11 protein-coding genes are annotated in these 12,680 nt (G+C 41.8%); 2 read left to right on the top strand and 9 right to left on the bottom strand.

Annotation, left to right across the window (positions count from 1 at the left end; all coding sequences use genetic code 11):
* Nucleotides 1-28: 28 nt before the first annotated feature.
* A complete protein-coding gene (locus LOC50_RS07490) occupies nt 29-490 on the bottom strand; it encodes a hypothetical protein (RefSeq protein WP_069439366.1) in 462 nt (153 codons plus the stop codon).
* Here LOC50_RS07490 and LOC50_RS07495 point away from each other — a divergent pair.
* Entirely contained in the window at nt 475-1,656 is a 1,182-nt protein-coding gene (locus LOC50_RS07495; RefSeq protein ID WP_250652988.1) for a PQQ-dependent sugar dehydrogenase, read from the top strand. The genes LOC50_RS07490 and LOC50_RS07495 overlap by 16 nt on opposite strands.
* A 185-nt stretch (nt 1,657-1,841) precedes the next feature.
* Here LOC50_RS07495 and LOC50_RS07500 read toward each other — a convergent pair whose 3' ends face one another.
* From LOC50_RS07500 to lrp, 7 genes are all read right to left on the bottom strand, one after another.
* Nucleotides 1,842-2,696, bottom strand: coding sequence for a DUF6236 family protein (locus LOC50_RS07500; RefSeq protein ID WP_008110062.1), 855 nt, complete (start codon nt 2,694-2,696; stop codon nt 1,842-1,844).
* Between the two features lie 376 nt (nt 2,697-3,072).
* A complete protein-coding gene (serS, locus tag LOC50_RS07505; protein WP_138627598.1) occupies nt 3,073-4,377 on the bottom strand; it encodes a serine--tRNA ligase in 1,305 nt (434 codons plus the stop codon).
* A 9-nt stretch (nt 4,378-4,386) separates the two neighbouring features.
* Nucleotides 4,387-4,767 carry a fluoride efflux transporter CrcB gene (gene crcB, locus LOC50_RS07510; protein ID WP_010389726.1) on the bottom strand — a complete coding sequence of 127 codons (381 nt, stop codon included), beginning with the start codon at nt 4,765-4,767 and terminating at the stop codon, nt 4,387-4,389.
* Nucleotides 4,760-6,103 (bottom strand): replication-associated recombination protein A, encoded by a 1,344-nt coding sequence (locus LOC50_RS07515; RefSeq protein ID WP_214552801.1) that lies wholly within the window; start codon nt 6,101-6,103, stop codon nt 4,760-4,762. Before LOC50_RS07515 ends, crcB begins: the two co-directional genes overlap by 8 nt.
* Nucleotides 6,096-6,722, bottom strand: coding sequence for an outer membrane lipoprotein periplasmic chaperone LolA (gene lolA, locus LOC50_RS07520; RefSeq protein ID WP_024601693.1), 627 nt, complete (start codon nt 6,720-6,722; stop codon nt 6,096-6,098). The genes LOC50_RS07515 and lolA overlap by 8 nt, the downstream gene beginning before the upstream one ends.
* A complete protein-coding gene (locus tag LOC50_RS07525; protein ID WP_250652989.1) occupies nt 6,722-9,211 on the bottom strand; it encodes a DNA translocase FtsK in 2,490 nt (829 codons plus the stop codon). Before LOC50_RS07525 ends, lolA begins: the two co-directional genes overlap by 1 nt.
* Nucleotides 9,212-9,407: 196 nt before the next feature.
* Nucleotides 9,408-9,887, bottom strand: a complete 480-nt coding sequence (gene lrp, locus LOC50_RS07530) for a leucine-responsive transcriptional regulator Lrp (RefSeq protein ID WP_036982893.1) — start codon at nt 9,885-9,887, stop codon at nt 9,408-9,410.
* Nucleotides 9,888-10,026: 139 nt separating this feature from the next.
* On the opposite strand from lrp, the gene ald reads away from it, so the two are divergent.
* Nucleotides 10,027-11,148, top strand: coding sequence for an alanine dehydrogenase (ald, locus tag LOC50_RS07535; RefSeq protein ID WP_008110075.1), 1,122 nt, complete (start codon nt 10,027-10,029; stop codon nt 11,146-11,148).
* Between the two features lie 118 nt (nt 11,149-11,266).
* Here ald and pssA read toward each other — a convergent pair whose 3' ends face one another.
* Complete coding sequence (gene pssA / locus LOC50_RS07540) at nt 11,267-12,592, bottom strand: CDP-diacylglycerol--serine O-phosphatidyltransferase (RefSeq protein ID WP_250652990.1); 1,326 nt, start codon at nt 12,590-12,592, stop codon at nt 11,267-11,269.
* Between the last annotated feature and the right edge of the window lie 88 nt (nt 12,593-12,680).

A 12,680-nucleotide genomic window follows, 5' to 3' on the forward strand; every position in this document is an offset into this window, starting at 1 on the left:
GCTTTTTACATTGCAGACCAATACTGACTTAAAAGCCGCGATGCGCTGCCTTGTGCTTATTTTCCTTAATGAATTTTGCAAATACATAACCCCCTACTGCACCTGCACATAATTGCGCATAAAAACCCCAACCTCTTGCGCCTGCAATAATAGTAATATTCATAATAGATTCAATCGCAATTAACGCCGTTGCAAACGCCACCACACCAGCAATAACAAATAGTTGTGTACCTTGCTTGTTCATTTTTTTAGCAATAAACCAAGTAACCAAAAACGCGATAGCAAGTGCAACCGCAATAATAGCGCCATAGGTCGGTAGCAAGCCGAGCCAATCTTCAAGGGTTAAGTTAACACGATCATTAAAGCCCACTACAACACCTACATTAACTAATTGATTGACAACGTATTGACTATGAAACAAGCTAGCAAGAGTGAATGTTAGTAACCAAGAAACTAAAAATGACGGGAGTATACGTGTTAAAAACTGCATGGTTATCTCAACTTAAAATAAAACTTTTTCCTTACACTAGCAAAGGCTTGCAGGGTAAACAATCTCTATATTGTATTACGCTACTGTCACTTTTAGCGTTTTCTTGTCACGCCAGTGCCGAGTTACCAACACAGCAATATACTGCTAGTACTTTAGCAACAGGGCTCAATTCACCGTGGAGCATGGTTAAACTCCCAAACAATACCTGGTTAATCACCGAGCGTGATGGCCATGTTGTTATCATTAAAAACAACCAACAAACCCGAGTTAAAATAAACTTCGAGGGCTTATACGTTGCAGGGCAAGGTGGTTTACTTGATGTAGTGCTTTCGCCAAATTACAGTGAATCACAAGAAATTATATTCACTTACGCCCAAGGTGAGCTTGATGCAAACAGGCTAGTAATAGCCAAAGCCACGTTTGATGGTGCGCAATTTTCAACGCCAAAAATTATTTATAAAGTAGTCACCGATAAAGGCACACCGCAGCATTATTCTGGCCGCGCGCTTGTGCTGCCTGATCACACATTATTATTTTCAAGTGGCGATGGCTTTGACTACCGTGAGCAAGCACAGGTTATTACCAGTCAACTTGGCAAAACATTACGCATAAACTTAAACGGCACAACACCAAGCGATAACCCGTTTATTAGCCACAAAAACGCTAACGCGCATGCCATTTATTCACTCGGGCACCGTAACTTGCAAGGCTTGGTTTATGATTACGATACCAAGCAAATTATTAGTCACGAACACGGCCCTGCAGGCGGTGACGAGCTAAACTACTTAACCGCTGGGACTAATTACGGCTGGCCGGTAATCACCAACGGTGACGATTATTCACAAGCACGTATTTCCCCCTTTAGAGACTACCCCGGAATGGCTCAACCAACCGTAGATTGGACGCCCTCAATCGCCCCATCAGGCATGGCATATTATGGCGCTAACCATGCAGCCTTCCCTTCACTGCAACGTCACGTGCTTATTACTACATTGGTCGATAAAAAGCTCTACAGTGTAAATTTAGCGAATGGTGAATACACCCAGACTCATATTTTCCCAGAAGCCACAGGCAGGCTCAGAGATGTGTTTGTCACTGCTGAAGGTAATGTGGCGATTTTAACGGATGGAAAAGAGGCAAAGCTGATGTTGTTTAAAGCAAATTAATTTACAAAGAGGATAAGAGACGCTGCGCTTTTAGAGCACAATAGCGGCTTGAATTAAGCCGCTTTGAAAAATTTAAGTTCTGATATCTGAAGTCAAGATTTGCCCCCCATTGGTTCTAAAATGTTGAACAGAGTGAAAACAGCCAGTTGTAAATTTTCCCTCTTGAATAGCTTGTTATGAGCACTTTACACCAACTGCTCTCTTTTCGCGTTTGATAGAAAAGCAAGTTTTGAATTATTATTAGCTGGCTGAAAAGTATTAGTGGCTTTAGATTGTACTTTTATTGTTGAAATTAAAGCACCTGCAATGGTAGCAATAGGCAATGTCATTCCTGATGCAAAGAAGTCAATAATTGCCCCTGATGCAGCACCAACGGATATATCTTTACCACTTAAATTAAGTTCCGCTGATAAATCAAATTTACCTGTTTTGTTAAAACGCTCCTTAGTTACAGAATCTAAATCACCTATAGACTTAGCTAAATCTGAAATAGCTCTTTTAGATGCTAAATCTTGATCAACAGAGCTTAGGACTTGTTCATATAAGTCATCTAAATGTGCATGGAGGGAGCTTAGCTCATCCTTTCTTTTTTCCTTGAACTCTAATAATTCATAAATATCAACATTGCCAGTCGGAACTGGTAATGATGATGCAAGGTCAACGCGAATAATGTTTCTTCGTTGATTGAAACCGTTAGGAAATAGACATTCACCACCTAGCTGATGAACAACCCAGTCGGTAGTTTTATCTTTCACTAAATCCTTTGCAACCAAGCTTTGGCAAGACAATATAGCATTTGTAACTTGATCACCTTCAAATCGTCCATTAAACCCAACTCTTGGGCGCTCAAGCGCACCGGACTCAATTAACTTCTCCTCTTCAGGCAAGCCAATATAAACAAGGTTATTCCCGGGAATTACAACTTTATCCCAATAAAGTATGTAATAACGTAGTTCATCAATCGACAGACTGCGTTCCATTTGAAACCCTTTGGGTAATCTATGTATGATCCCAGGTGAAGCTATAACACCTCTATCCATTTTGTACACTCCTTGCCTGTGCTCATAACAATTTTGTATCCGACATTTGTCGTTTTATAAACCGACAAATGTCTAAATATTACAATTAATCTAATGTAACCAGCGAATAAGCACATGTAAACAATTAGTTAGCTCTCATCTAAATTTACTGAATGTAGAAAAACACCAAAATGGTGGAGATCAGTAATATTAGACAAAAGTGTTGTGCAAATAAACAATAGAGGCAGGTTTACTATTTTTAGTGACAAATAGCGTAACTTAGACTTTTACTTTCGCCTTTAACCTTTTCCCTTTAACCTTTTACCCACAAAAAAGCCGCTGTTCGTTAAAACAGCGGCTTTCTAAAGCTTATAGCTAAAAACTGACAGCTAGTACTTTAAGCTTTACCAATCACTTCAAGTCCACCCATGTATGGGCGTAATACTTCTGGTACTTCAACTGAGCCGTCGGCTTGTTGGTAGTTTTCTAGTATTGCTACAAGTGTACGGCCAACCGCTAAACCTGAGCCGTTTAGTGTGTGTAAAAGCTCTGGTTTTTTAGCGCCTTCACGACGAAAACGTGCTTGCATTCTACGCGCCTGAAAGTCAGCCATGTTTGAACATGATGAAATTTCGCGATAGGTGTCTTGTGCTGGTAACCATACTTCTAAATCGTATGTTTTTGCTGCGCCAAAGCCCATGTCGCCCATACATAAAATTACTTTGCGGTATGGCAATTCAAGCGCTTGTAAAATTTGCTCTGCGTGACCTGTTAGCTCTTCGAGTGCTTGCATTGAATCTTCTGGTTTTACAAGTTGTACTAGTTCAACTTTATCAAACTGGTGCTGACGGATTAAACCGCGGGTATCGCGACCGTAGCTGCCTGCTTCACTTCTAAAACATGGCGTGTGCGCTGTTAAGCGAATAGGTAAATCGCTTTCTTCGTAAATTTCATCACGTGCGCTGTTTGTAAGCGGTACTTCTGCCGTAGGAATAAGGCTAAAGCCAGCTTGCTGCTCGCCATCATCGTTCACTAGGCCTAACGTGTGGAATAAATCGCCCGCAAACTTAGGTAATTGGCTCGTACCGTAAAGGCTTGCACTATTAACCAAGTACGGTACATACATTTCTGTGTAGCCGTTTTTATCTATGTGGGTGTCTAGCATGTATTGGGTAAGTGCACGGTGCATACGCGCTACTTGGCCGCGCATTACGGTAAAACGTGCGCCACTAATTTTAACGCCCATTTCAAAGTCTAGGCCGTTTAGGTCTTGCCCTACATCAACGTGGTCTTTAACTTCAAAATCGTACTTTTTAGGTGTACCCCAAGTTAAAATTTCTACGTTATCGTCTTCGTCAGCGCCTTCTGGTACCGACTCGTCCGGTAAGTTTGGAATTGCTAAGGCAATTTGTTTAATTGCTTCTAACACTTCGTCTTGCTCAGCTTTAGCTGCGTCTAACTCGCTGCCTAAGTTAGCAACTGCGTCTAGCAATGGCTGTGCATCTTCGCCTTTTGCTTTTGCTTGACCAATGGCTTTAGCACTGGCGTTACGTTGACTTTGAAGTTCTTGCGTTTTTACTTGTAATGTTTTGCGTTTTTCTTCAAGTTCAGTCACTACCGCTACATCTAGCTCATAACCACGTGCGGCTAAACGTGCTGCAGTTTGTTCGACATCTTGACGTAAATATTTAGAATCTAACATGTTAGTTTTTTAACCTTTTTGCATTACTAGCTGAAGGCCCAGCCAAGCCATAAAAATACACACCATCACGTTTAAGATGATATTGAGGGCCATTTTAATAAAGTGACCTTGTTGTAATAACAACAACGAATCCATTGAGAATGTTGAAAAGGTGGTTAACGCACCTAAAAAGCCAATTCCGATGAGGGTTTTAGCAGGACTGACGGCAATAACTTGTTTATCTATTAAACCGTATAAAATGCCCATCAACAATGAACCCAGAATATTAACCGTCAACGTGCCAAAAGGGAATCCCCTACCGAGGAGTTTTAGCATGGTTTCGCTAATAAAAAACCGTAAACAAGCTCCTGACGCTCCGCCAAGGGCTATCATCATGTAAAGTTTAATCATGCTCATAACGTTTTATTGGGCTTTGTGCGTCGCGCTCTTTTAAATACTCGAGCTTTTGTTTAATTTTTTGCTCAAGTCCACGATCACTTGGCTGGTAGTATTGTTTGCCATCCATTTCTGGCGGTAGGTATTTTTCACCAGCAGCAAATGCGCCTTCTTCGTTATGCGCATAACGATACTCTGCACCATAGCCTAAGTCTTTCATTAAGTTGGTGGGGGCGTTTCGTAAATGCTCTGGTACGGGGTAGCTTGGCTCGTTTTTAGCGTCTTGTTTAGCTTGATTAAACGCCATATAAACCGCATTACTTTTAGGTGCACTAGCCAAGTACAAAGTGGCCTGTGCAATAGCGCGCTCACCTTCGCTTGGGCCAACACGTTGGAATATATCCCATGCGTTTAAAGCCACTTCCATAGCGCGCGGATCGGCGTTGCCAATGTCTTCTGTAGCAATTGCTAATAAGCGCCTTGCAACATAAAGCGGGTCGCCGCCACCGGCTAAAATACGGCAGTACCAGTAAAGCGCACCATCTGGCGAACTGCCTCGCACTGATTTATGAAACGCCGAAATTAAATCGTAAAATTCATCGCCGCCTTTATCGTATTTAGCTAAATGCGTAGGCAATACATGGCTGAGTACCTGTTCGTCAACATGAAATTGGCCGTTTTGCTCAGTGGTTAAATCCACTGCTTGCTCGAGTAAATTAAGCACTTTACGAGCATCGCCACCGCTTGCTTGGCACAGCGCTTGTTTAGCGTTATCTGCAATCACGATTTGCTTTTGGCTAAGTTGTTCGTCTTGTTTGAGTGCGCGCTCTATTACTGTGTATAAATCGCTTTCCTGCAAGGATTTTAAAACATACACCCTTGCACGAGACAAAATCGCATTATTAAGCGCAAACGAGGGGTTTTCGGTGGTGGCGCCTACAAATATAAAAGTGCCATCTTCAATATGCGGTAAAAACGCGTCTTGCTGAGATTTATTAAAGCGGTGTACCTCGTCAACAAACATCAAAGTGCGCTGACCACGGCTTTGTAAGTTATCGCGAGCTTGGGTTACGCTATCGCGAATATCTTTAACGCCAGCGGTTACTGCCGACATTTGAATTAATTCAGCGTCGGCATGGTTGGCAATAATTTGTGCCAACGTAGTTTTACCTACCCCCGGCGGCCCCCATAAAATTAAACTATGGCAGCGCCCTGCTACTATCGCTTGATGAAGAGGTTTATCAGCGCTGAGTAAATGTTGCTGCCCTATGTAATCGTTAAGCGACAAAGGGCGCATACGCGCAGCGAGTGGACGCACATCGGGCCCAAAGTTAAATCCTAAATTACTCACCGTTACTCTGATCGTCTATTTCTACACCCGCTGGCGGGGTAAATTCAAAAGTTGTTTTATCAAGCTCAGTATTAACCTGTGCATTACTAAATGTAAACGCAGACAGCTGGCCTGAGTTATCTTTAACTACCAGTTTTGCAAGCCCTTGCTCGTTATCAGCAAAAGTAATATCAAGCTGCTCTACTTGGCTTTCTACCCCTTTGTTTGGGGTAATGCTAAAGCCTAAATCGGTAGCGATCACGCTGTATTTTTCCCATTGCGCTGGGTCTTTAGAGGTGAGCAATATAAACGGCGTTGAGTCAATTAAACCGCTGGTTTTCATAATGGTTACTTGCTCAGCAAAGCTATCAAAGTAATAGGTTTTATCACCGTTTGATACAAATAAAGTGTCGTCTGGGTTAGTTTGCTGCCAGCGGATCATTAATGGCTGTTGCAACGCAATATTACCTTGGCCTTGCATTACCAGTTGGCCTTCACCGTCGGTTACGTTTTGTTTAAATTGTGCTTTAAAGCTTTTTAAAGTCGATAACTTATCTTGTAATGCTTGGCTGTCGTCAGCAAAGCTTGGCATCGCCACTAAACTACCAAGCACTAATAATAAACTACTTAATTTTTTCATTAATTTGCTCCATTAGGTACTAATACATCGCGCGCACCGTTATGTCCTGGTGCACTCACGATACCTGATGTTTCCATTTGTTCTACTAAACGTGCAGCACGGTTATAGCCTACACGTAATTTACGTTGCACTGATGATACCGACACTTTACCGGTTTCTATTACAAAGGCGACCGCTTCGTCGTATAACGGATCTGACTCTTCATCGCCATTTTCGCTGGCTTCCCCTGGTAATAAAATATCTTCAGTGGCATCGCCATTTAAAATTTCATCTATGTAATTTGGTTTAGCACGAGCTTTCCAATCGTTTACCACGGCATGTACTTCATGGTCGTCTACAAACGCGCCATGCACACGCTCTGGCACACTGGTGCCTGGCGGTAAATAAAGCATGTCACCCATGCCTAATAAATTCTCTGCGCCTTGTTGATCCAGTATGGTGCGCGAATCTATTTTACTTGATACCTGAAACGCCATACGTGTAGGTATATTCGCTTTAATTAAACCGGTTATTACATCAACCGACGGACGCTGCGTTGCCAATATTAAGTGAATACCCGCAGCACGCGCTTTTTGCGCAATACGAGCAATTAACTCTTCAACTTTTTTACCTACAATCATCATCATGTCGGCAAATTCGTCAATAACCACCACTATGCTAGGTAATTTATCTAGCTCATCTGGGCCGTCTTTCATGCCATCGGTATCTTTAAATAATGGATCCATAATTGGGTAGCCCGCTTCTTTGGCTTCCATTACTTTTTGATTGTACCCTTTTAAGTTACGTACCCCTAAAGCCGACATCAGCTTATAGCGGCGTTCCATTTCACCTACACACCAGCGCAGTGCGTTAGCCGCTTCTTTCATGTCGGTCACAACTTCACATAATAAATGCGGAATGCCTTCGTAAACAGAAAGTTCAAGCATTTTCGGGTCAATCATGATCATGCGAACATCTTCAGGGCCCGATTTATACAGTAAGCTTAATATCATTACATTAACGCCCACTGACTTACCTGAACCGGTTGTACCGGCCACTAATAAATGTGGCATTTTACCTAAGTCGGCACACACAGGTTGCCCTGCAATATCTTTACCTAGCACCATGGTTAACGGCGATGGGTTTTGCTCAAACTTAGGCGCGTTAATGACTTCTGATAAACGTACAATTTCACGGTATTTATTAGGCAGCTCAATACCGATATAGGTTTTACCCGGAATAACTTCTACCACGCGCACACTAATTGCCGAAAGTGAGCGCGCTAAATCTTTTGACAGCCCAGTAATTTTAGACACCTTAATACCCGGTGCTAAATCAAGCTCAAAACGAGTAACAACAGGCCCTGGATAAACCCCAACCACGGTTGCTTGTACGTTAAAATCAAGTAGTTTTGTTTCTACAAGGCGTGATACGCTATCAAGCTCTTCTTGCGAAATGGGGTTTTTAGCTTTGTCAGGTCTGTCGAGTAAATCCAATGATGGCAATGGCCCCGGAGGTGGCTCTTGCTCTAATAATTGCTCAAACTTCTCTTTTGCAGTTGGCGGCGGTTGAAACCCTTGTTTTGGCTTGTTAATTGGCCTTGCTGGTGAAACCACGGTTGTTGCTGGTTTTTCAGGTTCAACCACAGGGCTTTGATCCAGCGCGTTAAGTGCTGCTTCTGTGTCCATCGGTTCATCGTCTATGGCGCTAAAGCTAATTTCTTGATCGAGTATTTGGTCAAGTTCGTCAAACGGCATAAATTCGTCGTCTTGAGGGGCATTAACCTTAGTTGCTGGTTTATCAATTGCTTTTGGTTTGTCTGCTACTTTATTAGCAAGCTCAGGTTCTTGTTGGCGTGTATCGTTTTCAAAATAGGCATCAGGTTGATCGTCTTGTACTTTACCTGCAGTGCGTTCGCGTTGCATCCAGCCCCGGGCATAGGTCACCAAAAAGCGGTATAATCGAACAATTAAATCACCTAAGTAATCAACAAATTGTACCCACGACACACCCGTTAATAGCGTTAGCCCTGCAAAAAAGAAACACAGTAGTAAAATAGAGGTACCGGTAAAATTAAACGCTGGCATCATGGCTGATGCAATCACATCGCCCACTACCCCACCGGATGAAAAATTATAAATATCATCAAAATTAATACTGCTAATAGCAGTTGCTGAGGTAATAAACAGCGCAAAACCAATAATGCGTAATCCAAGTGTGGTGTAATCGAGTTGTAAAATACGGTGTGGCTGCTTAAACACCAAGTAACCTAGCAGCTGAATAGCCGCTGGCACAAAATAGGCAAGCCAGCCAAAGGTAAGTAATAGTATGTCGGCCACCCACGCGCCCGCTGTACCCGTTATATTTTGTACGTTGGTAAATTCACCCGTTTGCGACCAAGCAGGATCGGCAGGATGAAAACTAATTAAAGCACATAAAATAAATACCGCTGCAAAGGTGCTGACGATCAGCCCCGTTTCTAATAGTCTTTGCACACCGTTTAGGCGCATAATTACCTATCCCTCATTATTATTTTTTACACTCACTTGGCAATAGAATACCTTAGCAGGAAATGTATTTTGATGCACTCTATCTTAACCATGATGGCCTGATTATGAACAAGTTTTTATTATTTAATCGGCTTTTTCCAAGCCAAGCAAAATTGACTGCAACAATAAAAGTATTTTAAAGGCTGTTACTCTATCATTAAGCAACAAAAGGACGGATCACCACGCCCTCTTCACCTTTTACTTCTTCCATGACTACATAGGTGCGGCTTTCACTCACATTGGGCAGCTTTAATAGTATATCACCGAGCACGCCGCGATATTCTGACATATCGTTAACTCGGGTTTTTAATAAAAAGTCGAAATTACCCGAAACCAAATGACATTCTATAATTTCTTTGTGCTTTCTAACAGCAGCACTAAACTCTTCAAATACGTCGGGCGATGTTTTGGTAATGGTTACTTCTACATACACAGAAAGCCCTTGACCAAGCTTGGCGGGATCAACCACTGCTTTGTAGCCTAAAATATACCCTTCTCGTTCGAGCTTTTTCACTCGCTCTAAACAGGGCGTGGCGCTTAGGCCAACTCGTCGGGCCAGTTCAACATTTGACAGGCGGCCATCAAGTTGTAATTCGACTAAAATTTTGCGATCAATACGGTCTAATAAGTTATGCATGGCTTTTTAGTTTTTTATTCTAATAAAATTAATTTTACAGATACTAACACTGCAAAGAGATTAAAAAAAGGTGAGACACACTACCCTAGCATGAATATAATAGTGAAAAATTTTTATCCCGTTCTAACAAGGCAAAATTATGATTATTGGTGTACCTAAAGAAATTAAAAACCATGAGTACCGTGTAGGTATGGTTCCTGCGAGTGTTCGCGAACTTGTAAATCACGGCCACCAAGTGATTGTTGAAACTAACGCTGGTATGGGCATTGGTTTTACAAATGATGATTATGTTCAAGCAGGCGCTGAAATTTTAGAAACAGCTGCTGATGTTTTTGCAAAAGCAGAAATGATCATCAAGGTAAAAGAGCCACAAGCTGTTGAGCGTGCAATGTTACGTGAAGACCAAATTCTTTTCACTTACCTTCATCTTGCACCGGATCTTCCACAAACTGAAGACCTTGTTAAAAGTAAAGCAATCTGTATTGCTTATGAAACTGTGACTGATTCACGCGGTGGTTTACCACTTCTAGCGCCAATGAGTGAAGTTGCTGGCCGTATGTCTATTCAAGCAGGTGCACAAGCGCTAGAAAAAGCAAACCACGGTCGTGGTATGTTGCTAGGTGGTGTACCAGGTGTTGAGCCAGCTAAAGTAGTTGTTATTGGCGGCGGCATGGTTGGTCGAAGCGCTGCACAAATGGCCGTTGGCCTAGGTGCTGAGGTTGTTGTACTTGACCGTAACATCGACGTATTACGTGCACTAGACGCACAGTTTGGTAATAAAGTTAAAGCTATTTATTCAACAGCTGACGCGCTTGAAAAGCACGTACTTGAAGCTGATTTAGTAATTGGTGGCGTACTTATCCCGGGTGCTGCTGCACCTAAGCTAGTGACTGCTGAACACATTAAAGCAATGAAGCCAGGTGCTGCAATTGTTGATGTTGCCATTGACCAAGGTGGTTGTATTGCTACGTCTAAAGCAACTACGCACGCTGATCCTACTTTCATCGTTGATGAAGTTGTTCACTACTGTGTTGCTAACATGCCAGGTGCTGTTCCACGTACATCTACGTTTGCACTTAACAATGCAACATTGCCGTTCATTATTAACCTTGCAAACAAAGGTTACAAAAAGGCACTACTAGATGACGCTCACTTCTTAAAAGGCTTAAACGTAATTAAAGGCCAAGTAACTTACAAAGAAGTAGCTGAAGCGTTCAATATGGAATATGTTGACCCACGCACTGCAGTAGAAAACGCGTAACTATTATTGTTACCGCTTATACCTAAGCCATAATTTAGGTATAAGCATTAAAAAAGCAGCTAATTAGCTGCTTTTTTTGTATCTAAATTTTAGGGTCTGTGGTTAACAGACCTTAATGTTATATAAATCGTTTAATAATAAAGTCGACTTTTACGCGCTTAGCTTGACCAAGCAGTTTTTTCACTGGCTGTGGGTAATCGTCCATGGTTTCTAGATCATCTGGGCCCGTTAAACGACGACAATGCTTTAAAATTTCTTGGCGTTCATTATCAATATCGCGCATGATAGATTGTTCAGGATCTTCTATCAGAATGCCATTTTCGATATCCAGCCCCCACGCGCGCGGATTTAGGTTATGCCCACTAAGTAAATGCACTTTACGGTCGCAGCAAATCCCTTTTAGATGGAACGAGTTACTCTCGTGTTTCCAAAGGTATACGTTTAGGTTGCCATTATCTATGTGGCGTTTTTGCGATTTTACAAACTTGTGTAAAATAGTTTCGTATAAATACGGCAGTGCACCAATTTTACTAAATGGCTCGCTAGGTGGCAGATAAAAATCGTTTGCGGTTTTATCACCCACCACAATAGTAACTTGTTTACCTTGCTTTAATAACCTGCGTAAAGAGCGCATTAATGGCGCCGGAAAATTAAAATACGGCGTGTATAACACCAGCTCTTGCTCGGTGGTATCAAATAACGCTTTAATTAAGCGATTAAGCTCATTATTACGACGGCCTAATCCTAAAAATAAACGAATACCCATTGCATGAGTATTCAAGTGCTGCGCACTTTTATAGCTTGCCGATTTAAGCTCACGCATAAGTTGCTTTTGTTCAAGTTTAAAGTCAGCCATGCGTTTAAGCGGTCGTTGATCTATTCTTGGTACCGCTTCAGAGCTTAATAAAGTTGATTCAATAAAATCGACTACTGAGTCACATAATTCGCTTTGCAAGATTAAAAAGTAGCGATCGAGTCGGTATCGGTCGCTATATTGCAAATACACATTATTTAAACTGGCACCGCTGTAGAGCAATGTATCGTCTATAACAAAGCCTTTTAAATGCAATACCCCAAACAGTTCTTTTGCCTTTACGGGAACACCATACACTTGAACGTTTGAATTAAACTTCTCTAAGCTGTCGCAATATAAGCTTGCATTGCCCTCAGACTTTTCTGCACCAATTAAACCGCGCTGTGCGCGATGAAAATCAACCAGTACTTTAATTTCAAGCGAAGGGTTAGCTAACGATGCACTGTGTAGTGAGGCTAATATTTCACGACCCGCTTCATCATCTTGTAAGTAAAGTGTGGTGATATAAATTCGTTTTTTTGCGTTGGCAATTAAATCTAACAATTGCGTACGGTATTCTTGCGCATTGGTTAAGACGTTAACGTCTTTTGAAGTCAACCCAAATGCGGGTTTCTCTTGCCAAAATAACATAGTTGCCTATTCACTTAGGTCACATAATTAAGCAGTGACAAATCAAAATTAGTTAAAAGATAACAAAAAAAATCAGGCTGGTCATGAA

The organism is Pseudoalteromonas sp. SCSIO 43095 (assembly GCF_023650455.1).
Lineage (GTDB): Bacteria > Pseudomonadota > Gammaproteobacteria > Enterobacterales > Alteromonadaceae > Pseudoalteromonas > Pseudoalteromonas tetraodonis.

Excerpts from the sequence above, each read along its gene's own strand:
- serS (WP_138627598.1), bottom strand. The coding sequence starts at position 4,377 with ATGTTAGATTCTAAATATTTACGTCAAGATGTCGAACAAACTGCAGCA.
- ald (WP_008110075.1), top strand. The coding sequence starts at position 10,027 with ATGATTATTGGTGTACCTAAAGAAATTAAAAACCATGAGTACCGTGTA.
- pssA (WP_250652990.1), bottom strand. The coding sequence starts at position 12,592 with ATGTTATTTTGGCAAGAGAAACCCGCATTTGGGTTGACTTCAAAAGAC.
- LOC50_RS07500 (WP_008110062.1), bottom strand. The coding sequence starts at position 2,696 with ATGGATAGAGGTGTTATAGCTTCACCTGGGATCATACATAGATTACCC.
- lolA (WP_024601693.1), bottom strand. The coding sequence starts at position 6,722 with ATGAAAAAATTAAGTAGTTTATTATTAGTGCTTGGTAGTTTAGTGGCG.
- LOC50_RS07525 (WP_250652989.1), bottom strand. The coding sequence starts at position 9,211 with ATGCGCCTAAACGGTGTGCAAAGACTATTAGAAACGGGGCTGATCGTC.
- LOC50_RS07490 (WP_069439366.1), bottom strand. The coding sequence starts at position 490 with ATGCAGTTTTTAACACGTATACTCCCGTCATTTTTAGTTTCTTGGTTA.
- lrp (WP_036982893.1), bottom strand. The coding sequence starts at position 9,887 with ATGCATAACTTATTAGACCGTATTGATCGCAAAATTTTAGTCGAATTA.
- crcB (WP_010389726.1), bottom strand. The coding sequence starts at position 4,767 with ATGATTAAACTTTACATGATGATAGCCCTTGGCGGAGCGTCAGGAGCT.